The sequence below is a fragment of the Candidatus Uabimicrobium helgolandensis genome, assembly GCF_041508025.1.
GTDB lineage: Bacteria > Planctomycetota > Uabimicrobiia > Uabimicrobiales > Uabimicrobiaceae > Uabimicrobium > Uabimicrobium helgolandensis.
In genome coordinates this window covers 7607854-7634345 of the sequence record NZ_CP165719.1, presented here as the reverse complement: position 1 = coordinate 7634345, position 26492 = coordinate 7607854, and the positions used below count along the sequence as shown (strand labels likewise).

The 26492-nt window shown below is 35.4% G+C and carries 22 protein-coding genes; 8 read left to right on the top strand and 14 right to left on the bottom strand.

Translation table 11 applies throughout. The features are described from left to right. The first annotated feature begins 178 nt into the window (after window positions 1-178). Complete coding sequence (locus UABHE_RS28245; protein ID WP_372366671.1) at window positions 179-490, top strand: group II intron maturase-specific domain-containing protein; 312 nt, start codon at window positions 179-181, stop codon at window positions 488-490. A 278-nt stretch (window positions 491-768) separates the two neighbouring features. On the opposite strand, the gene UABHE_RS28240 is transcribed toward UABHE_RS28245, so the two are convergent. The 3 genes from UABHE_RS28240 to UABHE_RS28230 form a co-directional block, all read right to left on the bottom strand. Further along, window positions 769-1632 carry a formylglycine-generating enzyme family protein gene (locus UABHE_RS28240; protein WP_372366670.1) on the bottom strand — a complete coding sequence of 288 codons (864 nt, stop codon included), beginning with the start codon at window positions 1630-1632 and terminating at the stop codon, window positions 769-771. A gap of 52 nt (window positions 1633-1684) precedes the next feature. Beyond that, complete coding sequence (locus tag UABHE_RS28235; protein WP_372366669.1) at window positions 1685-1924, bottom strand: hypothetical protein; 240 nt, start codon at window positions 1922-1924, stop codon at window positions 1685-1687. Between the two features lie 298 nt (window positions 1925-2222). Further along, window positions 2223-3461 (bottom strand): hypothetical protein, encoded by a 1239-nt coding sequence (locus tag UABHE_RS28230; RefSeq protein ID WP_372366668.1) that lies wholly within the window; start codon window positions 3459-3461, stop codon window positions 2223-2225. 244 nt (window positions 3462-3705) lie between these two features. Between UABHE_RS28230 and UABHE_RS28225 the strand changes: the two genes are divergently transcribed. Then, window positions 3706-4284, top strand: a complete 579-nt coding sequence (locus UABHE_RS28225) for a hypothetical protein (RefSeq protein WP_372366667.1) — start codon at window positions 3706-3708, stop codon at window positions 4282-4284. Window positions 4285-4348: 64 nt separating this feature from the next. Here the strand turns inward: UABHE_RS28225 and UABHE_RS28220 are convergent, their stop codons facing one another. Both UABHE_RS28220 and UABHE_RS28215 read right to left on the bottom strand, forming a co-directional pair. Beyond that, on the bottom strand, window positions 4349-5152 hold the full coding sequence (locus UABHE_RS28220) for a hypothetical protein (protein WP_372366666.1): 804 nt from the start codon (window positions 5150-5152) through the stop codon (window positions 4349-4351). 28 nt (window positions 5153-5180) lie between these two features. Beyond that, window positions 5181-7016, bottom strand: coding sequence for a mucoidy inhibitor MuiA family protein (locus tag UABHE_RS28215; RefSeq protein WP_372366665.1), 1836 nt, complete (start codon window positions 7014-7016; stop codon window positions 5181-5183). 552 nt (window positions 7017-7568) lie between these two features. Here UABHE_RS28215 and UABHE_RS28210 point away from each other — a divergent pair. Then, window positions 7569-9251 (top strand): ABC1 kinase family protein, encoded by a 1683-nt coding sequence (locus UABHE_RS28210; protein ID WP_372366664.1) that lies wholly within the window; start codon window positions 7569-7571, stop codon window positions 9249-9251. Between the two features lie 43 nt (window positions 9252-9294). Here UABHE_RS28210 and UABHE_RS28205 read toward each other — a convergent pair whose 3' ends face one another. Further along, a complete protein-coding gene (locus UABHE_RS28205; RefSeq protein ID WP_372371692.1) occupies window positions 9295-10767 on the bottom strand; it encodes an alanine/glycine:cation symporter family protein in 1473 nt (490 codons plus the stop codon). 1746 nt (window positions 10768-12513) lie between these two features. Then, a complete protein-coding gene (locus UABHE_RS28200) occupies window positions 12514-12876 on the bottom strand; it encodes a hypothetical protein (protein WP_372366663.1) in 363 nt (120 codons plus the stop codon). Between the two features lie 173 nt (window positions 12877-13049). On the opposite strand from UABHE_RS28200, the gene rsgA reads away from it, so the two are divergent. From rsgA to queG, 5 genes are all read left to right on the top strand, one after another. Beyond that, window positions 13050-14027, top strand: coding sequence for a ribosome small subunit-dependent GTPase A (rsgA, locus tag UABHE_RS28195; protein WP_372366662.1), 978 nt, complete (start codon window positions 13050-13052; stop codon window positions 14025-14027). 2 nt (window positions 14028-14029) lie between these two features. Next, the gene (aroA, locus tag UABHE_RS28190; RefSeq protein ID WP_372366661.1) at window positions 14030-15307 is read left to right on the top strand and encodes a 3-phosphoshikimate 1-carboxyvinyltransferase; all 1278 of its coding nucleotides are present in this window, start codon (window positions 14030-14032) and stop codon (window positions 15305-15307) included. Between the two features lie 175 nt (window positions 15308-15482). Continuing rightward, on the top strand, window positions 15483-18323 hold the full coding sequence (locus UABHE_RS28185) for a valine--tRNA ligase (RefSeq protein ID WP_372366660.1): 2841 nt from the start codon (window positions 15483-15485) through the stop codon (window positions 18321-18323). A gap of 115 nt (window positions 18324-18438) precedes the next feature. Beyond that, window positions 18439-19281: a protein kinase gene (locus UABHE_RS28180; RefSeq protein WP_372371691.1), complete on the top strand. Its 843-nt coding sequence runs from the start codon at window positions 18439-18441 to the stop codon at window positions 19279-19281. A 1-nt stretch (window position 19282) separates the two neighbouring features. Beyond that, window positions 19283-20227 carry a tRNA epoxyqueuosine(34) reductase QueG gene (queG, locus tag UABHE_RS28175; RefSeq protein ID WP_372366659.1) on the top strand — a complete coding sequence of 315 codons (945 nt, stop codon included), beginning with the start codon at window positions 19283-19285 and terminating at the stop codon, window positions 20225-20227. Window positions 20228-20467: 240 nt separating this feature from the next. Here queG and UABHE_RS28170 read toward each other — a convergent pair whose 3' ends face one another. From UABHE_RS28170 to secG, 7 genes are all read right to left on the bottom strand, one after another. After that, window positions 20468-21301 (bottom strand): glycosyltransferase family 2 protein, encoded by an 834-nt coding sequence (locus UABHE_RS28170; protein ID WP_372366657.1) that lies wholly within the window; start codon window positions 21299-21301, stop codon window positions 20468-20470. An 83-nt stretch (window positions 21302-21384) separates the two neighbouring features. Then, window positions 21385-21747, bottom strand: a complete 363-nt coding sequence (locus UABHE_RS28165) for an STAS domain-containing protein (RefSeq protein WP_372366656.1) — start codon at window positions 21745-21747, stop codon at window positions 21385-21387. 282 nt (window positions 21748-22029) lie between these two features. Further along, window positions 22030-23685, bottom strand: coding sequence for a PP2C family protein-serine/threonine phosphatase (locus tag UABHE_RS28160; protein WP_372366655.1), 1656 nt, complete (start codon window positions 23683-23685; stop codon window positions 22030-22032). A gap of 188 nt (window positions 23686-23873) precedes the next feature. Next, window positions 23874-24167 carry a DNA-directed RNA polymerase subunit omega gene (locus UABHE_RS28155; protein WP_372366654.1) on the bottom strand — a complete coding sequence of 98 codons (294 nt, stop codon included), beginning with the start codon at window positions 24165-24167 and terminating at the stop codon, window positions 23874-23876. Window positions 24168-24225: 58 nt separating this feature from the next. Beyond that, on the bottom strand, window positions 24226-24792 hold the full coding sequence (gmk, locus tag UABHE_RS28150; protein ID WP_372366653.1) for a guanylate kinase: 567 nt from the start codon (window positions 24790-24792) through the stop codon (window positions 24226-24228). A gap of 7 nt (window positions 24793-24799) precedes the next feature. Further along, window positions 24800-25672 carry a YicC/YloC family endoribonuclease gene (locus UABHE_RS28145; protein WP_372366652.1) on the bottom strand — a complete coding sequence of 291 codons (873 nt, stop codon included), beginning with the start codon at window positions 25670-25672 and terminating at the stop codon, window positions 24800-24802. 326 nt (window positions 25673-25998) lie between these two features. After that, on the bottom strand, window positions 25999-26331 hold the full coding sequence (gene secG, locus UABHE_RS28140) for a preprotein translocase subunit SecG (protein WP_372366651.1): 333 nt from the start codon (window positions 26329-26331) through the stop codon (window positions 25999-26001). Window positions 26332-26492: the final 161 nt, after the last annotated feature.

The window sequence follows — 26492 nt, the reverse complement described above, 5'->3', positions numbered from 1 at the left end:
AAAGATGAATAATCAACGCAATAACAAAAAAGACTAAAAGAAGAATTGCACAAAATCGAAGTAGAGGTGAACGAAGATAAGACCAATATAACAGACTTGAGAAAAGGTGATAAAATAACTTTTCTAGGCTTCGATATAAAAGAAGAAAGGTAAATGGTTTCCTCTGACAACGCCGAAAATGAGTGCAAGAACAAAAGTGATTAGGAAAATGAAAAACGTTTTCAAAATAAACTGTTCACGAAATATACTGGATGTTATTGATCAGATAAATCCTATTATCCAAGGATGGGTAAACTATTTTCGCTTTGGAAACTCTACTAGATGCTTCTCATATGTAAAAGACTGGATTAACACCAAAGTCCGTAAACATATGCAACGTGCAAGTAAAAGAAAAGGAATTGGCTGGAAAAGGTGGAGTAAGGATTTTATACAAAACTTGGATTATTCTCCAATTACAAAGTTTGTATATCTTGAAAGCCATACAGTTTGATAAGCTACATAAATTTTGATACAAAATCTATTAGGAAAGCGCAGCACGGGAAATCCATCCGCTGCGTTTGACCGAGCGGCTGCTGGAAACATAACAATGGTAAAATATGTGAACTCTTTTTGCAATCGAAAGAGCAATAACGGAAAAACCTTTTACCTAAAGATAATGCGCCAGCCTTCGACCCTACCTCAGCAAATAAAGAATATTCATTCATTTTCGAAATGTTTTGTCGACGGTTCCACCATCTCCTATACATTTTTCTTGCAGAGTTCCGCTCTCTACTGTGACCTCAGGCAAAAACGAAAGCCAATATCGCGGTCGTGGCCGCAAGGCTCGACGCTGAAGCGGTATGCAGAACGCACGTACCAGGGCGGGCAGTCCCAACTACCACCACGTATGACCCGGCCAGTGCCATCATTAGGACCAACAGGATCTACTGTTATGGAAATATCATATTCGTCATACCAATTACTACACCACTCACTTACGTTGCCATGCATCTCATATAGTCCCCAATTATTAAAAGGTAGCGATTTTATTTCTACTGTCCCATACTCAGTATCACTATAGTTCACTTGATCTCTAGTAATACTGTCGCCAAAACTAAACGCTGTTGTTGTTCCTGCGCGACATGCATATTCCCACTGCGCTTCTGTTGGCAAACAACATTGCCATTCTTTCATTTGCTCGTTTAGTTTCTCAGTAAACGCGTTGCAATCATCCCAGCTTACCGTCTCTACCGGAAACTTTTTCCCCTTAAATTGACTTGGGTTAGTCCCAATCACTGCTTCCCACAATGCTTGACTACATGCTGTTTCTGCGAACCAAAACCCTTTGCTAATCGTTACTTGATGCTGAACTTCATTTGCGTATCTATCTTCTTCCGTTTCTGGGGAGCCCATCATAAACGTTCCTGGTCTGATCCACCTCATTACTTGATGCACATCTTTATAAGTAAAACCCATCCACAAGCCACATTCATCTCGACCCCAATCGCAAAAACTTCCGCGAAAAGAGCAGTTGTCAAACTCTGTTCCCACAAAGTCTTCGCCATCGACACAATCTAAATAAAACGTACAACCCATGTACGTCGTATTGGGCTGTATTTCCTTTAACGACTTGCCTTTTACACGTTTTTTCATCGCAAACTCCAAAATTCATTCACAAAATTGTAGTTTTAGGTCTTCTCAGTATTCAATTCTTTCTTTTCTTGAGCACATATGTCATTTGAGGTTTTTTGGTAAGTAACCCTCTCTCTTTCATTCTTTCCTCCATCATTTCAATGTACTTTTTTTGCCTTTGCTTCATGGTTTTACCAAGGTTCATATAAATTTCATGATAGTCAACATCGATAAGCCCTTCACCTGTTGTGTGCCGACTGTAGCTACTCCATTTCCACTCTTTTGGATGTTTGGTAACGTTGTTCCTTGTCATGTTAAGTTCAATGTAAAATATGCAATTAAGTAGCTGAGCCTCCGAGTCAATAATTGTTGAATAGTTGTTAGAACTACTACAGATAAATAAAAGAGTTATAAGAAGTAATTTTCATAAATTTTTGTTCTCGTTTTCCATACCACTGATACTAAATTAGTAATAAAAACATTTTGTAGAATGAGTATCTATAAATAGATACTCTTCGAAGTAAAAAAGCAATAAATAATTAGACAATTTTTACTCTAATACATTCAAATTCTAATTTTTTCATCAATGAGTCTGTCACCGTTATTGAACATTACTTTTTTAACTTGGACTTTACTCTTTCAAGTACTTTTTCTATTTTTAGTACAAACCCCTTCTTCGGAGATGCAATTTTCATATTTTTTAGTAATTTTACAACCTTGGTTAAACTTTGCTGATCAGAATACACTTTTGTAAAATTTTTTATTATTCTAAGTCCATTTTCGTTTGTTTGTTCTCTCAAAGACTCTAATGCAAAAAATCTTGTTTTTTTGCTTTTTGAGTACAAACATTTTTGTACAAAAGGTAACAATTCCTTTGGAATTCGCCCGTTTTTTGCAAACAGTTCAATAATTATCTGTTTTAGACAATAGTCATCTTGATATTTTTTGATAAAATCAATGTACTTCTCTTCAGAATATTTAATGTAATTTAAATATAAAGTTCTGAATGCTTGGCCTCTTACTTCATTATCGGTTCTATCTAATAGCTTCGCAATAAGTGGAAAATAGGTGTCGTTGTCATTTTTATAAGAAGATAAGGTTTGTAGTAATATTTTCTTTTCTGATTTAGAAAAAATTAACTTAAAATATTTTATCTTTTGTTTTTTTTCTAAATCTGTACTCGAAAGAATATGAATCGCAAAAGGAGCTAATTTTCTTTGTTGCAAACTCAATTTAAAGAACTTTTTGCGATATACTTCTCCTTGAATACCTGTTGTGGCTAAGCATCTTGCCGCTGTTGATTTTACAACATCTTGACACGACTCTGATATCAAAGATAAGTACATTACTTTTGCTATTTTTTGATAGCACTCTAAACTCTGTCTGTAATTGATAATCAATTTTATAATTGAATACATTATTTGTTGTTGAATCCACGAATCAGTATTAAAATCAAGATCATCTTCTAAAATTTTTAATAAGTATAAAGTTATAAACTCTGCGTGATTTGTTCTCGACTCAGTAATAACACCAAGAATATTTGTTCTCAGTTCTTCGTCTAAAAATGGATTTTCAATGACTTGCAAAAATGTTCTTTTCCACTTTAGATTATCGTGTGCAGGCTTTTTAATGATCCTAAATATTCTCAAAATATTATAATGGCTTTTGTCATTTTCTATAATTTTAACTAAGTGAGGAGCAACAAAATCATAATTGTGGTCTGTTCCTGCAATTATTTCTAGAGCTTCAACTCTGTATTCTCCGCCTAGTTCTAAATGTTGAATTAATGTATCGTCGAAATCGGCTTTTGCTATAACAATTAGGATTGTAAATATAAATACTAATTTCAATTTGTTTTCCTTTCTTGCTATGGAAATAGTTTCGATTTTTGCTCTGACTCGATTTTTTAAAGAGAAGATTATGACAAAACAACACATAAAACGTTTTACCACAAAGAACTGGATTCTTGCAACATTCTCTATTTTTATAGGAATTTATATAGCCCTACAAAAGAATATATGAGAACAAGCAAGCAATTTAAATAAATTGCAATACAGTATTTTTTGTTAAAACGGCTTTGAATAGAAGAAAGTTATGACTATTTTTTGGGTGATTGTTTGTGCTTCTTTTTTTGGTCTCTATTTGTTTTATCAAGAGAATAAAAAAATTGAAAATATTTTTCGAAGGCTTGCAGAAAAAAAAGGAGGAACAGTGACTTGCGGTTTTATTTCTTATCCTCAGTGGAGTTTTCAACATAACAATATTGAGTTCTTTGTTTCAGCGTTAAATGGAGATCGTGGACCTTTTACTTATATCCAGTTTTATGATGATAATTTTAACAAGGATCATACTTATAGAGTCGAAGGTAAAAATGTAGCAACAAAACTTTTACATCTTCGTAGGAAAATCAACCTTACTAAAGATTTTGATTGTTGTTTTCATCTGTACTCTGAAAATGATCTTTTTGCTCTACGCTTGTTTAATAAGACTCTCCAGCAAAAATTGATTAACATGAGTGAAAAGCACCAGTTGGAAATTGATTGTTCACAAAAGAAGAGGTTTCTGTTTTTGTTGTCTATACATAACATATTGACAAAAGAAGAAGATTTTGAAGAACTTATAAATACAGCAATTTTTATAAATGAGCGAATGTTAATGAGTTTGAACAGCTAACACTAGGGAGTAAATCCTACTCCCAGTTTTAGCTGCCCAGTTTTAGAGGTTGACAAAATTAACTTTAACTAGAAATATTACCACAGGGTTTATCACTACAAGCTTTGTCACCACCACATTTTTTATCACTATCGTCTTTACTACCACAAGCCTTATCGTTACTACCGCAAGCTTGGTCTCCGCAAGAAGCATCACTACCACAAGCTTGATCTCCAGCGCAAGAAGCATCACTACCACAAGCTTTATCATCTGCGCAAGAAGCATCATTAGCACAACTCTTGTCGTTTGTCTCTTTTACTGTTTTGAGTGGTCGACGAGATAAGAGATTTAGCACTAGAAATTTTTCTTGGTTCCAGTACAGATCTACAGACGAGGTACTATCTGAAAAACGATAAGTGCTTTTTATGAATTTTTCGATGCTCACTTTTTCATATTTGAGTAGCTCGTGACTTTGTGCTTTTTTTATGTCTTTAGGAGAAGCTTTTGCTATTTCTTGTTTATAAACATTTTCTCCTAGTGAGAGTTTGGCTTTTTGAAAGAAAGTAGGCGAAATAGCCTTGTTTGAATTGAGGCTAAAATTCTCCAGTTTTGATAAGCGTAGTAGCAGATCATCCCAAGATTTAAATCCCTTTACTTTTTGTACATGTAAAGGATGAATGTAGCTTAAAAGTTGCTCTGTATTTTTTTGCTCAATAGACTGGATAAGAGCTTTAACAAATTTTCTAGCTCCTTCAGAATTAGGAGTAAATTTGATTTTTACTTTTGCTTGCTTTGTGTCGTTTGTTTGCTCACATACAGGAAAAACAACTAATGCTTGCAGCGATACAATTGTTGCTAGTGATTTTAACGCGATATTTTTCTTTTTCATTAGATTCTCCGTAAGTATTTGAATTGGATTAATGTTGTTCAAATATCTCTGTTTCTAGAAAGTCTTCTTCTAACATGTTTTGTTCAAGCATGCTCTTGTTGTATTTTTTACGACGTTGTTTTTGTTGGTACTTGTTTTGGTTTTGTAAGAAAGGCGCTACTACTGCCATTCCTTTTTCAAATTCTAGTTGTAAAGTATAGTCAATATTGTACGGTGTTTGCAGTTTTTTGCCTTCGGGAATATTGACGTCCCAGCGGAGTATACCGTGACCTTTGGATATTTTTTGGTACCGTGTTTCTTTGCTTAGTTCAGTAGCTGATTTAAAAACGACATTCAAGTTTTCGTTACTTTTTGGTATACGATCGTATATTCTAACAGGAACTACGTTTTCTTTGAAGTTTTCAAATGAAAGACGGTAAGATACTGTAATAACTTTGTTTCCACGTTGTACATATTCTTTTTTAGATAAGAGCTCTCTACTTGCGCGAAGCTGCGTATCTATTCCTAAACCAATGGTGAATTTTTGTCCTTTAGCAGTCATTGGTACAAAGGAATGCCCTACAAATTGGCTATTCAAATAAATATTTGCTTTTCCTTCTAACAAGGCACTTTCGTAAGAGTTGGTGATTTTGGCTTTGCGGTAGACGTATTCTGAGAGCAGTGGTATGGTGATATTATATTGTTCTTTGCCTAGCGTTAGGTTTTTGATTTCCACCATTTGTTGATCGCTACGACTGGCAATACTTACCTTGCCCAGTATACTATAGTGTACTGTTAATACCGATTCTGTGCGCATTTTTTGGCGACGGAATTGATTTGAACCCAACAATTCTAAGACTTGAATATTGTTACTAGTCGCATTCAAATTGTTATTACTTTGTTGTTGTTGACTACGTGTAAGTTTACTTCGCGATTTTAGTATTTTGGCTTGTTCATTTTTGAATTGTGTGTAGTTGGAGATCACTTGGTCGTTGGTCCATGCTGATGTATTGTTTTGCAATTCAAGAGACATAATAGACAAAGCTGGTGCGTCGGCAGACATTTCTACGGAAGCTGTGGATAAAGTAAGCTCTACATTATCCCAGTTTTCTCCGCTTGTTTGCTGAACAAGTGCATTGTATTCGATATTAATTGTTTTTTCACTGCTTCGAGTACGTACGTTGTATGCCGGCGACCAAGTAGCATTGTTTACTAGATAATTCAAGTGTATTTGTGAGTTGCTGCCGTTGTTTTTCTTTTCAAAGAAAATAACCGCTTTTTTTACTTCTTTTGAGTTTTGTCCTGAGACCTGACGCATTTTATTTTTGATAAAAGCAATTTGCTTTTTCAATGAAATCATTTGTTCGCTAATAGCAAGCTTTTCATCGTTTAATCGTTTGCTTTCTTTAAAAATATAGTTTAACATTTCAGCCATCGAAGTAGGATTTAGCGAACCTTTTTGTATATCTCCCTTAGTAGCTGTAATGGTATAATTTTTTAAGCCCGCTAGATATTGCTCTTGTGTACGGATAAAGTTTTGCTGATGTTGATGTAGACGTACTTTTTTTTCTAGCTCTTGTTGTTCGTTACTAAGTTGGCGGAATGTTTCTTGAGGGAAGTCTGCTGTTATAGCTGTTGTATAACGCACCGATCGAATATTTATGTCATTGCTAGCGTTTGCAAATAAACTTTTGGATTGTATTGTCGCTGGTAAATCATTGATGATAAGCTGGTGCTGACCAGGAGTAGTACTAACAGTTACTGTACGTTTTACTAATGCTTGTCCTCTATACAAAGTAACTTTTTCTATCTTTCCATGTTGTTCAAATGTTTCACTGTGAAGAATACACAAAAGTGATAGAAATATACATATACTCTTATTCATGAAATTTTCTCCATTTGGATGTGTATAATTTGGGGTTCGAATGACTACTGTATGTTTGGTTGCTAACTTAACGGCATTATGCCGTTGAATTAGATGTAAACTAGTAAAATAAGTTCCTATTTACCGGAAATAATTTTTTAGAACGCGCGCAGTACCTTATTTATATAACTTTCGTGTCATTGTATTTTTTACAATAGAATTTTGCAAATATGTTACATTGTCGCAGTTCTAGGTCCCCGGTTTGTTGTGTTTGATAAGAAGTTGTTTGCTGTTGTTTACTCTTATACTAATAAATCTGTTACAATAGATGTTTTTAAAGTTATAGGTGCTAATTAATTGGCGCTTACTGTGTTTCGAAATAAGTTATTTGCTATTTCGACTAATAACAGTGTAATATTTGTTGGTCCTAGAAAAATAAATAACTTTACTAAAGTAATAATAGAAAAGCTGGTATAGTGGTTGTAAAGTAAGTTATTTAGGGTACGTCATCAATTAGAGAAAAGTATTAGTAAAAGTTAATTCATCGTTCAATGTTACCGAATAAGAGAAAATATGGGAATACTCAATTTCAAACGCACATATCGCAATTTAATGCGTCTCAAAGAAATTATTCAAGTTCTAACAAAGCATGGTTTTGGACATTTTGTAGCACGTTTGAACCTGATAAGGTATGTTCCTGGCTTGGGAAAATTGCGGTTATTCCGAAAAAAAACACTGCTAACCGAAGCTTCGATGCCTGTACGTGTTCGCACTGTATTACAAGAACTAGGCCCTACGTTTGTAAAACTTGGACAAATTCTTTCCGGAAGACCTGATATCATTCCAGATGAATATGTTCAACAATTTAAACTATTGCAGGATAGAGTACCTCCTTTTCCCGTAGATCAAGTATTTTTAGCAATAGAAGATGAGTTTGATCGACCTGTAAAGAATATTTTTAGGCACTTTTCAGATAAAGCACTTGCTTCCGGCTCTATGGGGCAGGCGCATACTGCAGAACTGCCAGATGGTTCACCTGTAATTGTTAAAGTTCGTCGACCAGGTATTGAAAAAACTATTGCCACTGATATTGATATATTGCAATTTTTTGCGGAGCTCATCGAGTATTATATTGAAGAACTACGCATTTTACAGCCAACGCGCATCGTCAAAGAATTTGCGAAAAATATGCGTAAAGAATTAGACTTTACCTTAGAGGCCTCTTATTGCGAAAAATTTGGTACTCTCCTTTCTGATGACCCTCTCATAAGCTGTCCGAAAGTTTATTGGGATTATACATCTACAAATATTATTGTATTAGAGCGCTTAGCAGGGGTAAATATTGGTGAAATAGAAACACTAAGACAACAAGGTGTTGATCTACCAAAACTTGCGCGGGTTTTGTCTTCTTCATTTATGCAGCAGTATTTTGTAGAGGGATTGTTTCATGGTGATCCTCACCCTGGTAATATATTAGTTACTTCTACAGGTAAGATAAACCTAATTGATTTTGGTTCTGTTGGTCATTTAACTCATGATTTGAAAAATCAATTATCAACAGTTATTATTGCCATTGTAAAAAAAGATATTAGGCTCATTGTCGAGGTATATTCTGATATAGGCGTTTTTACTGAAATGCCTGATAAACAAAAAGTAACAACAGATATTCTCGAGCTGCTTGATCGCTATTTGGGTGTACCACTAGTGCATTTAGATATGGGGAAAGTTTTTTTAGATGTGTTTGGTCTTGCTCGTGAACACAAAGCTATTTTACCTCAAGACTTTATGTTACTTGTTAAGTCAATGGCGACAATCGTGGCCATTGGTCGCGATCTTGATCCGCAATTTAACCTTATTCAAGCGGCAAGTCCTCATTTACAAAAAATTATTCGCCAAAAAATTTCTCCAAAACATATCTTTAACCAAGTATTTTTTAATTTATGGACACTTTACAATCTTTTGCAAGCACTTCCTTCTGATTTAAAAGAATTGATGCGTCGTTTAAAAAAAGGAAAATTGCAATTAACAATTAAGCACGAGGCGACCCACCGCGATTTAATTGAGTTGGATAAAATATTTCAACGAATTGCCTATAGTATTATTGGTGCGGCGTTTATTATTGGAGCTTCTATTATGGCTACCGCAGGGATAGAGCCTAAATTTAAAGATATTTCAATTTACTCTATAATTGGATATGTGGCAGGAGGATTGTTTATTACTATGGCAATGTTTGCTGGACCTAAACCGATGAGATAACAAGATGGAGAAAACAGAGTGCTCTAAAGCACTCTGTTTTGCATTACTTATATCTTTTAATTTCGCCACTTTGTACGCGACTCATAAACGATGCTAAGTCTTTTTTGATTTCTGGAGATAACAGATACAATCCGATAATGTTTGGAAAACACATCGCAAAAATCATCGAATCAGAGAAATCAACAACATTGCCTAGGGTCATTGAAGCCCCAATAACAACGAATACACAGAATAGTACTTTGTAACTGACATTCGCGGCTTTGCTTCTACCAAAAATGTATTCCCAAGCTTGTAAACCGTAATAAGACCAGGTAATCATTGTTGAGAATGCAAAGAGAATAACGGCACAACAAAGAACTATTGGAAACCAGGTGTAAGCACTAGCAAAAGCGGCGGAAGTAACTTCTATACCATTGCTTCCACTGTGTAGAGGCGACCACAAACCAGTGTGAGCATCAACAGAACCTGTAATTACAATAACTAAAGCTGTCATTGTACAAACAATAACGGTGTCAATAAATGGTTCTAATAGAGCGACAAGTCCTTCAGTAACAGGTTCGCTTGTTTTTACAGCGGAGTGCGCAATCGATGCAGAACCGATACCAGCTTCGTTAGAGAATGCAGCACGTTTGAACCCTTGAATGAGAACGCCAATAAAACCACCAAATGCTGCTTGGGCAGAAAAGGCACTTGTTAAAATAAGGCTAAATGCCGCAGGCACTTCGCTAGATCTCTGGAAAAGAATTGATAGAGCAGCAATGACATAAATACCACACATAAATGGAACTATTTTGTCAGTTACTCCGGCAATACTTTTGATACCACCAATGATTACAATCGCAACTAGACCAGCCATCGCTAAGCCAAAAACCCACCCGTAGCCAGCAATAAAACTATCTTGTCCACCTGTGGCTGTTTGAAATTGTTGGAATGCTTGGTTTACTTGGAACATATTACCACCGCCCAAAGAACCACCAACACACATTAGCGCAAAAAAGACAGCCAGTGGAACTCCAATATAGCCTAAGCCTTTATTTTGTAAACCTTTACTTAAGTAATACATTGGACCACCAGAAACGCTACCATCTTCGTTTACTTCGCGGTATTTCACCCCAAGGGTACATTCTACAAACTTAGAGGACATACCAATAAGACCAGCAACGATCATCCAAAAAGTTGCTCCAGGACCACCAACAGAAACAGCAATAGCTACTCCAGCGATATTACCAAGTCCTACTGTTCCCGACAGTGCGGCAGTGAGCGCTTGGAAGTGGGATACTTCTCCTTTGTCGTCTGGATTACTATATACACCACGTACGATGTTTATAGATGTTGCAAATCCGCGAATATTGACGAATCCCATATATCCAGTGAAGACTAAAGCAGCAACTACTAGCCAGATCAAAACAAGAGGCACTTTTTTTGATGTTGTAGCGTATACAGGGTTGCCTTCAGCGTCTTTTACAAATTCAGTATCTACTTTTTGTACATAAATAGGATTACCGTCTTCGTCAATCGCAAAGTCATCCTTTTCTTTTTTCCAGACATAACGAGGATTGCCTTGTGCATCTTTTACTATGTTACCCTCTGAGTCTATCATTTCTACGTAAACAGGCTTATCATTCTCATCTACAACAGGTTTAGATGTTGTTTTTTTGACGTAAACAGGCTTGCCATCAGCATCTGTTACAAGAACAGATTTTGTTTTTTGGACGTAAACAGGATTACCATCAGTATCTGTTACAAGGACTTCTTTTTTCTTTTGAATATAAATAATGTTGTCTTCTGTGTCTTTTACAGGTTCGCCATCAGAATCTTTTTTAGGTTCAAAAATCGGGTTGCCGTTTTCGTCAACTTCAACAACCGTTTTGGTTTCTTGAACATAAATTTGATTACCACTCTCATCTTTTTCTAGCTTACCTTTAGCATCTCTTTTTTCTAAATAAACAGGATTACCATCTTTATCGGTGATGAGTTCGTCTTTTACTTCTTGTTGCTGCGATGTGCTAATAGACACGGCATAGAATATAACACTTACAACTTTTCCGGTGTAAGGGGCTATTGTCTCGTTGACAACGTCGTCAATAATTTTGTCGACCATTTGGCGAGCATATACGATATTACCATCTGCATCTTTTTTTTGTACATACAGAGGGTTGCCTTTTGCATCCTTAGCAGGTTTTTTATCTGCTTCTTTTTTCTCTTCTTTTTTCTCTTCTTTTTTATCTACTTCTTTATCTACTTCTTTTTTCTCTTTTTTCACATCGCTTGCTGGTACTTCGTCTGTTTGTGGTTCCCAGACAAGGCCAAAAGTAATAAGCGAGATGAAAAGAATTGCGAGAAATTGCTTCATTAATAAAACTCCAAATATTTTTATTATTTACACTTGATAAGAGACCTGACGAAAGTAAGTAATTTGTGAGGTAGGAAAAATATTAGTTGCTAAATGCTTACTTTTGCCAGGCCACCTAAGAGACTTGCGAAAAGTATTTACCCATTGAAATTTATTCTTTTATTTTCTCGCTTTGCTGCACTTGAGTTACTCAGCTAGAGCTGGGTGCCTTTGTTGCGCCAGAAAATAAAACTCCTGCGTTTGGTTGGGTAACTATTTTTGTCAGGCCACTTAATTATGTATCATAACAGATTCGTTTTTAATGGAAAAGATTTTTCTATCATCGAACGATGTGTCAACATCGCCAAATAAGTAGTTGTAATTTGTTTTTTTATTTTTTAAGCGATTTGTAAATGTTATAAATAATGATTTTAAGTAGAGTAATAACTGTGGTTACTATGTTGTTGAGGTAATTAAATGACAGATTATGATCCTTTTCACGACAGTCTTTTTGATGATTTATCTTCCCAGGAGCAACAAAAACTTCACCATAGCAAGAAACAATAACGAGTAATACAAATACTTCTAGTCGTGAATCCAGCGGATTAGTATTTTTGAAAATAAGCACATAGAATTGGATCACTATCAAGTTTAAGAAGAGCTGGGTTTATAAGGCATATGATAACAAGTTGCAAAGAACAGTAACTATTAAAGTTATGAATAGTGATTATGACGGCCAAGACTTTCGCTTTGAAAGAAAGTCTAACCTACTGGCTAAATTAAATCATCAGAACATTGTGCATGTTCATGAATATAATAGCTAGTAGGATATGTTCTTTTTGGTTATCAAATATATTGAAGAGCGGCGTGTAAATTGTTACGTGCAGATTTGAAAACCGATTTGAAGTTGTGGTTAAGTAAACGTTGATTCTAATTCTTTGCTTTTTTATTACACACGATGCACACCTCTAACTCCTGGCAACAATTTTTACAAATTGTCCAGAGGAGGTCTTCTATATTGCTCTTGCACCTTGGACATTTCCATTTTACAACGATACAATTGTTCCCCCCGTGGCCTTTGATTTGATTAGGTGTTTGGCAAATGCCTAATTTTCTCCATTTTTCAGATGTGGTTTCTGCGTCTGTATTTTTTGGAGCAACAGCATCTATATTTTGTTGTGAATTAGAATTTTGCGATGTATTTTTGGGTGGTTCAATATTCTGCGATGGATTACTTTTATCACAAGACACTAACGACATAAGAATAAAAACAAGTAAGAGTCCTTGGCGCATTACGATAGCTTCCTTTCGTTGAGAGATTACTTTTAAACATATGAAAGTAATGTTATACTTAAAATTTTGTATTTCATTTAAGGCGTGTTGACATTATACAAAACCTAAATGCCAACGCACTGTAAAATATTGAGTATTGTTGATAGTACATTATACAATAAATAAGGATAAATATGGATTTGAAAAAAGGTGTTGTTACGAGAGTGGATGGAAAAAGATGCCAGATTCACAGTAATGAAAATACATATCATGCACATATTCCCTATAAAGTTGTTGGAGTTGACCCGAAAACTTCAAAGCCCCTTTGCGTTGGTGATCGCGTTCTTTTTATGGAAGACAAAGTCGAAGAAATCATCGTAAAAGAGCTGTTACCTAGAAATACTAAGTTATCTCGTCGCGCAATTGGGGCGGTCAAAAAAGAGCAAATTGTTGCTAGTAATGTCGATCAGTTACTTATTGTTGCTGCAGCACACAACCCCCCTTTTCATCCTGGAATAGTTGATCGTTTTATTATTGCCGCTATCAAAGGTGATTTAGAACCGGTTATTTGTATTAATAAACAGGATCTGTTAGAAAAAGATAAAAACAAAGAGCGTATAAAAAAGGTGATTGCTACATACCGAGATTTAGAGTATAAGGTCGTTTGTACGAGCACAAAAACTGGCCAAGGTTTGGATGAATTAAAAGACGTTTTAAAAGATAAAACTACTGCTCTAGCTGGTCATTCGGGTGTTGGGAAGTCTTCTTTACTTCTTACTATAGACCCAGATTTGACGCTAACCTTGGTAACAAAAAATATCGGGCGTAAAAGCCGTCGCGGTCGTCACGCTACGACGAGTGTGACTTTGAATCCTTTGTGTATTGGCGGATATGTTGTTGATACCCCAGGAATTCGCGAACTAAATCTATGGGAAACGTCGGTTGCTGAAATAACCGGGTATTACCCCGAAATATTAGAATTTTCTGAGAATTGTCGCTATCGTGGTTGTACACATACGCACGAACCTTCATGTGCTGTAAAAGAGGCTGTACAGCAAGGAAAAATAGAAGAATTTCGGTTTGATAGTTACTATAATGTCATTGATTCTATTGAAAATTCTAGTATGTCTTCGCGGCCCGTGGCGTTTCCTCATCGCGAAAAGCCATTTTAACTATGGATAATTCAAAACAAGTAAATCTATCGAAAAATATTGCAGGAGAAATATATCTTAGTGGTTCAAAAAGCTATACTAATCGTGGACTCATCCTTGCAGCACTAGCGCAAGGAGAAACAATATTACACAATTACTCTCAAAGCAATGATAGCTATCTATTGATTGCAGCACTGCGAAACTTAGGCGTTGGTATAACTTCAGACAATGAAAAATTACGTATTTTCGGAACAAATGGTGATATAGCTCCTTACTTTGGTAAAATTAATGTTGGAATGGCAGGCACTACTTTACGATTTTTAATTCCGCTCTGTTGTATCGCTGGTGGAGAAATTTTTATTTCAGGAACACCTCGTCTTCATGAGCGCCCAATAGGCGACTTGGTTAATGCAATGCGTAGTTTAGGAGCGGTAATCGAGTATGGTGATAAGGATGGATGTGCGCCTATTATTGTTCGTGGCTTTAGTAGTGATAAGGTAAATACACAAGTTTCCGTTGATAATACAATGAGTAGCCAATTTGTTAGTGCTTTACTTCTTTGTGGAGCTGCGTTTCCTCATGGTTTGCATCTAACAATCTGCGGAAAAGAAATTTCTCAATCGTATATTGATATGACATTGTCATATTTGAAAATGTTCTGTGTAAATGTAGACAAGCCAAATAAAAGCATTTATAAAATTTCTCGACAGCAAGTATTAGCACAACAAATCAATATCGAAGGAGATGCTACAGGAGCTACTTATTTTTGGGGATTAGCGGCGCTGTCTCGCGGTAGAATTCGCGTTTTTAATGTTTCGAAAAACAGCGCTCAGGGTGATATTGGTTTTGTAAGTTTACTTGAGGAAATGGGTTGCGATATATGTTATGGAGAGAACTGGATTGAAGTGGCAAATAATAATGATTTACAAAGCATTTGTTGCGACATGACTTTAATGCCCGATAGTGCACAAACCCTAGCAGTATTAGCATCTGTTGCACACGGAACAACTAAAATATCAGGGCTTAGTACTCTCAAACACAAAGAAACAGATCGTTGTAAAGCTGTGTGTCATGAATTGCAAAAATTAGGTATTGAATGTTCCTACGATGATGATTCTATGAGTATTACTGGTGGTTCTCATTTGAATGAAGTGAAAATAAGTACTTATGATGATCATCGTATGGCTATGTCATTTTCACTTCTTGGATGTGTTGCCAGTATATATATTGAGAATCCTAGCGTTGTTGCAAAATCCTTCCCTGATTTTTGGGAAAAGTTGAGTAGCTTACAACAAAATTAGTAGATTATCGGTTTTTGACACTGTACAATAGGGCGTGTCGACACGCCCTAATAAATTAATTTCAGAAATAAAGCAAGAAATGATAAGGCTCCTACGACTTTAATTAAAGTCGGCCAGTGTACATGATATACTGAAATTTATTGTAAAGTTATGAGAGCCTATAAGGAATAAAGTTATGAGCGAAGTTATACCTCCAAGATATAATTTTTCAGAAGTTGAAGAGCAGATTTATAAGAAGTGGTTGGACGAAGGTTGTTTTGACGCGGCGTTTGCTCCAGATGGTACAGTTTTAGATGAAGAAAGAGCAAAAGCCGAGACCTATACTATTGCTATTCCGCCTCCCAATGTTACTGGACGTCTACATATGGGACATGCGCTAAACAATACGATTCAGGATATGCTCATTCGTTATAAAAGAATGTGCGGTTTTGATGTACTGTGGATTCCAGGAACAGATCATGCTGGAATTGCGACGCAAACAGTTGTGAAAAAAATGCTCGATCAACAAGGAATTGATTATCGCGAAATTGGGCGCGAGAAATTTGTAGAATATGTGTGGGAATGGAAAGAGAAGTACGGAAATGTTATTCTCGATCAGTTGCGAAAAATGGGTTGTAGTTGTAACTGGGAACGCACTCGTTTTACAATGGATGAAGGTTTGTCGCGTGCGGTAAATCGTTCGTTTAAAAAATTGTATGATGAGGGCCTTATATACCAAGGAACACGTATTGTAAACTGGTGTCCGGTTGATCGTACAGCTTTATCTGATGATGAAGTGGAAACAAAAGAAGGTGGTGAGTCTGGACATTTATGGCATATAAAATATCCAGTTATTGGCACCGAAGATGAATTTTTGATAGTGGCTACAACGAGGCCAGAAACTCTGTTTGGTGATGTTGCTATTGCTGTTCATCCTGAAGATGAGCGCTATCAAAAATATATAGGGAAAAAAGTGCGTTTACCGCTAACAGAGAGAGAAATCCCTATTATTGCTGATGATTATGTTGATAAAGCATTTGGAACAGGTTGTTTAAAAATTACTCCTGCCCACGACCCAAACGACTTTGAGTTGGGAAATCGTCATGGTTTTGAACCTATCAACATAATGAACGAAGATGCAACAATGAATGATTTCGTTCCTGAAGCTTACCGAGGTTTAGATCGTTATAAATGCCGTCGCGAAGCAGTAAAAAATCTAAAAGAACAAGAGCTTTTAGACAAAGAGCAAAAATATAAAGTACCTTTAGGTCGGTCTTATCGTTCTAAAGCAGTTATTGAATACCGCTTATCAAAGCAGTGGTTTGTTAAGATGGAATCTCTTGCTAAGCTGGCATTAGAACGCCATAGTGAACTAAATATACAACCAGAACGTTGGAATAAGGTATATTTTCACTGGCTTAATAATATACGTGATTGGTGTATCTCGCGACAAATTTGGTGGGGACATCGTATACCGGCTTGGTATCACAAGGAAACAGGTGAAGTACTTGTTAGTGAAGAAACTCCACAACAAGTAATGGATAAACCGGATGAGTGGCGACAAGAAGATGATGTACTTGATACTTGGTTTTCATCTGCATTGTGGCCAATGTCTACATTAGGATGGCCTGATCACTCTTCTGATTTTAAGCGTTATTTTCCAACTACAACACTTTCAACAGCAAAAGATATTATTTTCTTTTGGGTTGCGCGTATGAATTTTAGTGCTCTCAAATTTGAAGATACATTTCCATATGAAAATGTATATATTCATCCGACAATTCTCGATGGTAGAGGTGAGACGATGAGTAAATCAAAAGGAAATGGAATTGATCCTCTTGTTGTTATTGGCGGTGCTGAACTTGACGATTTGAAAAAACCGGTAATGGAAGCGCGCCCTACCGATATAAAGCAGCGCTTAAAACAAATTGAGAAGACATTTCCGGATGGTTTTGAGGCTGCTGGCGCCGATGCTATGCGTTATACACTACTGCATCAATGTTCGACAGGCCAAGAAATTCGCCTATCGCTCGATGTATTTTACGATATTGGTCGTCGCTTTATGACGAAGTTGTGGAATGCGGCTCGATTTATTTTTATGTATATTGACCAAGAACAAAGTACCGATAACGTTGATTTTTCAGCTCACATAAGCGATGAAGATCTATGGATGCAAGGCAAGATCCAACTCGCTACAAATAAGCTACGCGAGAATATGGAAAAATATGATTTTTCTCATTTGGGCGAAATATACTATCAACTTATTTGGAATGACTTTTGCGATTGGTATGTTGAACTTTGTAAGGCAAGATTAACATCAGAAGATGCCGTACAAAGAAAAACAGCACAGCATTGTTTGATCACCGCTTTTGCTGATATTTTACGCTTGTTTCATCCTATAGCACCATTTATTACCGAAGAATTGTGGAATAAACTTCTTGGTGTTGGAACCGAAAGCAAATTATGGGGTGAAAGACGTCCACAATCAGAGCTATTGATTACTGAAAAATTTCCAGAAAGTAAAGAGCCTGGCTCTTCTTTACAGAAAATTATTGCAAAATTTAATAAATTACAAGATATTGTGACCCTTGTTCGAACTCTACGAGCAGATTATTCTATTAAACCTGGTCAAAAAATTCGTGGATATATTATTGCTAAAAACGAATTAGCTAAGTCTTTATTATCGGATAAAGAAAGTCATCGTAGTATTATACGACTTGCTAACTTAGAGAGTTTAGAGATAATAGAAAACGAAGAGGAAAAACCCTCGAAAATGGTAACCTTGCTCGATTCTAGTTGTGAAATTTATGTTGATATTCATGAGTTTGTCGATGTAAAAAAAGAACTTGAACGTTTACAAAAAGAAATAGAACAAGTTGAGAAATATATTGCAAGTGTTACTAAAAAATTAGATAATCGTAATTTTATTGAGCGAGCCAAGCCTGAAATCGTTGCTGCTGAACGCGCTAAGGCACAAGAAAGTAAGGAAAAATTGGATAAGCTAAAACATTTGCAGGAACAATTTGCCGATTTTTAGGATATTTCTCTATTGAATAGAGAAAATACTCCTAAGTTAAAATAATTGGTGGACAGAACAATATAATGAGTCTTGTCCACCAGTTTTTCCATGAAGATAGCAGGAATTACAAGTGATGAACACAGTTGATAACTATAAAGTAATAGAACAAATAACCAGCGGAGAATATGGCATCATTTACAAAGTGCAAAATGTTGCAGAGGAAATTCCTAGCCTTATTTCACCACTGATGAATCAGTTACAGAATAATGAGTTGTTTCAAAATGTGATATACAAGCACTTTTGGGGAAGTGATACACTCCGCCAAGGTGAACAGCTTCGTGGAGAACGCGGGCGTATTCCTCTTACATTAAAGGTCTTAGAGTCTGAGACTCCTTTTCCTGAAGATTTTGTTGAAAATTTTCAACAGTATTTTGCTAAAGCAGTAGATTTTAATCATGATAACATTATTGATGTTCACCATGTTGGATTTATAGATGGCAAAACTTACTATGTTATGGAATATGTAAATGGTGTTTCTATTCAAAAAGAAATCTCTACTTGTGGCGCTTATTTCGAACCCACTGCTTGCCGCATAGTTTATCAAACATCACAAGCTCTAGATTACCTGCATGAGAGAAATATTGTTCATTGTGGCGTGCATTCGGGAAGTATTATACTTTCCAATAATAATAAACCTAAACTGCATACTAAACTCCATCGCGCGGCTTTTCGCGATCGTTGGGGAATAAAAGACGAAGCGAATCGCAGCCCGATTATAAAAGATATCCGCGATTTAGCTATTGTTTTCTACGAAATGCTTACGGGTGAAATCGCAGAAGAAAAGATAGATGTGGGTGGAGTAGATGCTTCAGAAGGTGCGAAAGAAGTTTTGCAAAAAATGCTGAGTAGTTATAGTAATTGCCAGGAAATTTGTAGCGAACTACAAGAAAAAGATTTACTATCTGTTAAATTTTAATATGGAAAAACACTATAGTAAAAAGATCAAAGAGAAAGCTCTAGAACTAGGTTTTTGTCATGTCGGAATCGCCAAGGCGGATTTTTTAGAAAAAGAACAACAATTACTCAAAAAATGGTTAAAAAATGGTTTCCACGGAAAAATGCAGTATATGGAAAATCATTTTGAAAAAAGAGTGGATCCGCGCGAATTAGTTCCTGGAGCAAAATCTATTGTATCTGTGGCAATGAATTATTACACAAAAGAGCAGCACTCAGCAGACAAAGCACAAGGAAAAATATCTCGCTATGCGTGGGGAGATGACTATCACGATGTAATGAAAGAACGCTTAAAAGAATTCCTCGCGTTTATCTGCACACTAAACGAAGACATTTCTGGGCGCGTATTTGTAGATTCCGCGCCTATCATGGATAAAGTATGGGCGGTGCGTAGTGGAATTGGCTGGCTGGGTAAACATAATACCGTAATAAGTCGCGACCACGGCTCATGGATGTTTTTGGGCGAAGTAGTTGTAAACTGTGAACTTGATTATGACGAACCAATAGGTGACCACTGTGGAACATGTACGAGATGTATAGATGCTTGCCCAACGGATGCAATAGTTGATCCTTACATAATAGATGCTAATAAATGCATTGCTTACCTAACGATAGAACTCAAACCTCAATTTGATATCCCCAAAGACCTAGCTTCAAAAATGGACAACTGGATTTTTGGTTGCGATATCTGCCAAGACGTCTGTCCATGGAACAATAAATTCTCACAAGAAACAGAGGAAGAGCGCTTCATGCCTCGCCCACACAACATTAACCCAAATCTAGAAGAACTTTCGACCATCACCCAAGAAGAATTTAGCAAAAACCATCGTAAAAGCCCTATAAAAAGAACCAAACGCGCTGGATTACTGCGTAATATTGATGCTGTTACTGGTAATGAAAAAAGTTAGTAAGTGTCTTAAGTTAAAATTCTACCATTCCAAAACCAATAATATATTTTTTTATCTAGGGCCTGTCCTCATTCAATGAAGTAAGATAACACAAGGTAAACGAGTCTCTAAAAAGTTCTGATCAGTTTCAGTGTAAGTAAAGTAAAGGCAATTATGGAGTTGTTTTTCGCTGTGGTTTTTTTCTCGATGGGCATGATATTTCCTCCAAAAAAATGAGCAAATTTGTAGCGATCAATAACATTATCCATCCTTTATTACAATATCTTGTAAAATTTTTTCGTATTCTGGTACGCTCTTGCCTCTTTTTTTGGCCCCTTGAATAAAAATTTCACATTTTCGCGTAAGGATAGTCACTATTGAATCTCGTTGATCATTGTTTAAATCTTCATTCTTTAAGCACTTATACAAAGATTGAATACGAAAACGATCCATTCCCCAATATTTTCGAGATAATTGGTCTGTATGACCACCATTCTTGATAATAAGAGGTTTTTCTATGTAAAAGAAAGGGTATTTTAATGCAGCCCTTACCCAAAGATCATAGTCTTCACAAGCAGGTAGAGTTTCGTCAAAATTACCTATTTCATTAAAGAATTCTCTGCGCATAATAATAGAAGATGGACTAACAATGCACATTTCTAGGCATTTACTGAGAATATGGCCAGAAAATTTTTGGTGTTTTTTTTTGGGATTAATTCGCTGGCCATTTTTGATCCAAATTTCATTTGTATAGCAAAGCATGGCATTTGGATTTTGGTTGAATAGAGAAAGTTGCAGTTGTATTTTTTTAGGTAGCCAGTAGTCGTCAGAATCACAAAAAGCAATAAAGTTCCCATTTGCATTTGCGATGCCTATATTCCGAGCGCTAGAAACGCCCATGTTTTTTTGGGTAATTACTTTTATTTGTTGTTTGTATTGGGATAGTATTTGTGGTGTGTTGTCTGTAGAACCATCATCAACGACTATAAGCTCTATATTTTTATGTGATTGTTTTTGTACAGCATCAATACATTTTCCAATAAATAACTCGCGGTTAAATGTTGGAATAATTACAGTTACTAAATTTTTAGACATAGAAAACCAGATCTCGGTTTCTTATAAGTAGTACAGTAAAGTTTAGATACACCACTAAATAAGAAAATTTAAAATTGATTTAGTTAGTGAGTGAGGTTATTACGGAAAAAATTTGTCGCTTCATCTAGTGATTGTGCAGATGGAAATATTTCAAGAAGTCCAAGTACATCAAATACATCGTGAACCATAGTGCTTGGGCGTAAAAGAAGTATGTGACCATTATTTTCTTGTGCAGTACCTACAACTCCAATAAATACACCAGCGCCAGCACTTGAGATGTAAGATACTTGTTCTAAATTAACAATTAATTTATAGAATCCTCTAGTAAAAAGACTTTTTATTGTCTTATCCATTTTTTCATATGTTTCGGCATCGAGAGTTCCCATAGCTTTTACGTGAGCTATTCCTTCCCCGACTTGTTTTGCCTCGATGCGTAACTCGCCCATTTTAGCCTGCCTTCTAAAAAATTGTATTTATTTTCTGCACATACTAGTACAATTGTTAAGCTAACCCGCAATGATTTTAAAGACTGCACTTGTGGTAAATTTTTAGAGGATCCCTCTTCAGGTTTTTTCAGAATTTGAGTAATTTTGAATTAGGATATGCTCTAGAAAGAATATATAATAATTTACCCAAATAAACAATACACTTTTCTATTTTTTTCAGGAAATTTCTTTGAGTAGGGCGCCTTAATTGATCAAAAGTAGCGTTTTACCGTTTAATAATATTTAATGCTTTAGTGTGACAATTGTAATATCATCACTCTGAGGAGCATTTCTTCGCCATTTTGCAATGCTATTTACAATGTTAGATACGAATTTCTTAGATTCTAAATTGCAGCTTTTACTAACCAACTGATAAAATTTATCATCACCAAACTCTTCGTTTCGAGGACTCATTGCTTCTGGTATTCCGTCGGTGAAAAGTACGAGTCGATCTCCACGGTTCAATCTAGTCGTAATCGTTTGTGTTTGTCTAGCAAAAATCTTTCCTTTATCTAGTCCTAAAGCCAGCCCTTTAGTATTGAGTAGTTCGTATGCTCCATTACTTTTAATTAAGATAGCAGGATTATGTCCTGCTGATGATAACTTCAGTTCGCCAGTTTCTTTGTTTAGAATGCAGTACATAGCAGTAACAAACATGCCACGTTTTATATCTTGTGCTATTACACGATTTACCTCTGTCAAAACATCTGAAGGTGATAAACTGCGCTTTGCTTGCATACGAATTAAAGATCTAGTCATGGTCATCACCATTGATCCTGGAACCCCTTTTCCTGATACATCAGCAATTGTAATCGCTAGATGTTTTTCATCAATGTCGATAAAATCATAGTAATCCCCACCTACCTCTTTTGATGGATGATAAAAAGCACCAATATCGTATCCTGGTATATCGGGAATCGTTTTAGGTAAAAGATTCGATTGTATTTCATTGGCTATTTGCAGTTCATGTTCTCGTGCTTGATTTTCTAACTCGGTATTATGTGCCATTCGCAAATTTTGCGTCATAACATTAAATGTATGTGCTAAAACACCAATTTCATCTTTAGAGGTTGCGTGAGTACGATGTTCTAACTTACCACGAGCAACAATTTCTATGTCTTTCATTAATTTTCGAATAGGATTTGTAATGCGTGAAGTTAAAAAAAATGAAATAGCTATTCCAACAACAATAGCCAAAACGGAAGCAAAAAGAATACTGACAAATATGGTTTGTGCAGTGTTATTGATTTCATACTCAGATAGAGTAACATAAACCGTCATTTTTCCATTTAGAACATCTTTTTTATAAGATCTAGTAGGATAGGTTTTTTTATCTGGTTTTGTCATATAACTTTTTACGATAGTGATGTTTGTTTCGTAAAGATTATCACCGCGTTTTTCGTAGTAAGTTTCATTTGAGCCTCCTGAAATACCATAGTCTGCTAAACTTCTAATGTCAGAGGAGTTACTTTTAAGAAGTATACCGAAAATTTCTGATGATTGAGAACCATCGTTTGCTAAAGACATATTTTCTAAATATTTTTCGAATCTTGCTCTAGTGGCTTCTTCTTCTTCAGGGTGTTTTTGTACTTCGCTTGCATATTCGAGCGCTATATTCTCAACAGCTTTAACTAGAGCTGCACCTTTACGATTGATTTCTTCAATGAGGGAGGTTTTGGTTTTAAAATAAACAATAAAACCAGAAAAAGCACATATAAAAACGGAAAGTGTACTAATAGCGATAGCAAATTTGGTATTAAGAGAATATCCCTTTAAATGTTTTGCTGTTTTTCCGGTTTCTTTTACCTTTTCAAGTATTACTGTACTAGGACGATTTTCCGGAGGCTTTATTTTGCTTCGAGATAAGCTTTTTTTACGAGACGCTTTTCTTGTTCGCATGAACAGCACCTTTCATGTTTATATGTCTTTTGAAATGGTATACCATTTCAGATAAAACAATTGTAGTTACAATTAACCTCCATTGTCATCCTTAATTTTACTTAGGGTGGCAATGGAGGTAAGATATTCTTTTCAAGATAGATTAAGTCTTCGATTAACAGCGGTTACTTAGTAGTGACAGGTTAATACTATTTTAAAGATGGTAGTTTAAAATTATTTGACTTAGCTTTGCTAAACATATCTTTTACAGCGTCAGTTGCTTTTCTTTCTTGCACTTCAACTACATCGGACTCATCTGCAACTAGTTGAATTTTACCTTCTAAAATTTCTTTATATACAGTATCTTTTAAATTTTTGGATTCTGCTTTTACAAGTGGTCTTGCGCCGCTATTCAATTGCTTTAGTCTTTTTTGAACGAGAACTGTTAAACGAAATATTCCACCTACTTTTTGATATAACTCTTCCATATCGAAACGTTCCATATTGTTCCTTTCAATTGAAATTCAGATAATACGTCTCATTTGTAACAACGCATTTCTGTTATGAGATATCGAAAATGATTTTATTAATAGATTTTATACTGTTTTGTAAACAAATATTCTCTATATAAAAGTCATATTGATTCTTTTTTTCTAACTCAGCTAACATATTATTCATTCGTGTTTGTATAGATCTTTGCGTTTCACTACCGCGAAGAACTAAACGTTTTTTAATTTGGTCTATGTCTGACAAACCAATAAAAATAGAGACGATTTCGAAATCTTTGTTCTTTTTTATTTGTTCAGCGCCTTGAACATCTATTTCTACTAAACAGTGCTGTCCCTGACTAAAGGCATTTTCAATACTTTGTTTTAGTGTACCATAGTAGTTATTGTGAACTAATGCGTATTCTAAAAAGTCGTTATTTTTTATTTTTTCTACAAAACTATTGCGCTGAATAAAGTAGTAGTGGTGACCATCAATTTCCCCTATTCGCTTGTTTCTTGTAGTAGCAGAAACTGAACGATGAATATTTGCATTCTCAGAAAGAATAGTTTCACATATACTAGTTTTTCCTACTCCCGAAGGACCAGAAACTATAATAATTTTTGGTGTAAATTTTGACATTAAGTGCTCATTCAATATTATGAATTTGTTCGCGTATTTTTTCTAAATATGTTTTTATTTGTACTACATCTTGCGAACAACTGGCATCGTTTGCTTTTGAAGCAATTGTATTTGTTTCTCTCAACATCTCTTGTGTCAAAAATTCTAGAGTTTTTCCTACTGGCTCTTCAATCGAAATTTTTTGTTCAAATTGTCGCAAATGACTATCAAGGCGTGACAGCTCTTCATTTATATCGACTTTTTCAGAAAAAATAGCTAGTTCTTTTAATATATCTTGGTCAGAGATTACTAGATTTTCGTTATCTAAGAACTGTTGTACACGCTGCTGAACTCTTTCTTTAAAATTGTCAATAACTCTAGGTGCTGTTATTTCTATTTTTTTGATTACATGGCGAATTTCTTGACAAAAATGTTGTAACTCTTTTACCAATGACTGTCCTTCGTCTTTACGCATCGACATTAACTGGTTTAAGGCACTGTTCAGCAATTCCTGTGTTTTTAACCATAACGGTTCAGGAATACTTTTTTCTATCTGAGGGACAACAACTTCCGGTAGGTTTAAGAGTGACTCTATTTTAGGAATAGCAATATCTAATTCTTTACATGTGTCGCTGAGGACTAAGTAGTGTTTTTTTAGAACTTCTGTATTAATTTTAACAGAAGGATTTTTTACATTTGCAAAATCAATAGCTAAGTTTACTGAACCTCTAGAAATTTTCTTAGTTACCATGTTTTTAATTTCAATTTCATATGGTGCATATTCTTGTGGAATACGCGAAGAAAATTTAAAAAAGCGACTATTTACACTGCGAATTTCTATTTCCAGATTACACTCGCTGTCACTCCAACTAGCTCGTCCGTAACCAGTCATGCTTTTCATAATTGTACTCTTTAGTTTTATTTTTTACAGTATCTAGGTATATTCTAAGAGAAGTGACTAAGAATAATTCATTATTTTACTTATTTTGTTTGCATAGTTTCATTTGTAAGCTAAAACTTTAGACCTGTCGTCGCATCTTACTAGCAAATAAATACTAACGTAAATTTTGGTACGTTATTTTACATTAGGTCCCTTAGTGCAATTAAGAATACACCTAGATATTAGGCAAACCTATGTTTGAATTTTATAACAGTGGTATTTTAAGAGTAGAGATATTCTTAAAATAGACAATACCACAATCGAAAGCAGTAGGCATCCTATACAATTTATTTTTCTTTTGATGATTCGTTATTCGTTTTCTCTTCTGTTCCTTGCTGAGTACTTTCTTTTACTTCATTGTTATCTATCATTTGCTTGCCGTGATGACGCACAGCAGGTGTGTTTAATAAAATAGCTGATCCAATAAAGAAAGCTGCAATGTAAGTAATTAATTTATCAAGTTGCTTTTGCGCGCGAACTCCTAGTAAATCAGCTCCACCTGCGCCACCAAAAGCGCTAGATAATCCACCAGATTCACCTTTGCGAATTAATATCAAAAGAATTAGTATAATTCCACCACCATTGAACACTATTGATGAAAGAGTTTGTATCATACCCATAAGTGTTATTGCAGTATCTGCAATCCTCCGTACGGTCCATTTTTATTAGGGTGTGTCGATATTTATATCTTATAATATAAAACCTAAATATTGACACCCCTACTAACATAATATAAACATTAACAACAGAATCACTCATTCCTATCAATATTTTATATTCA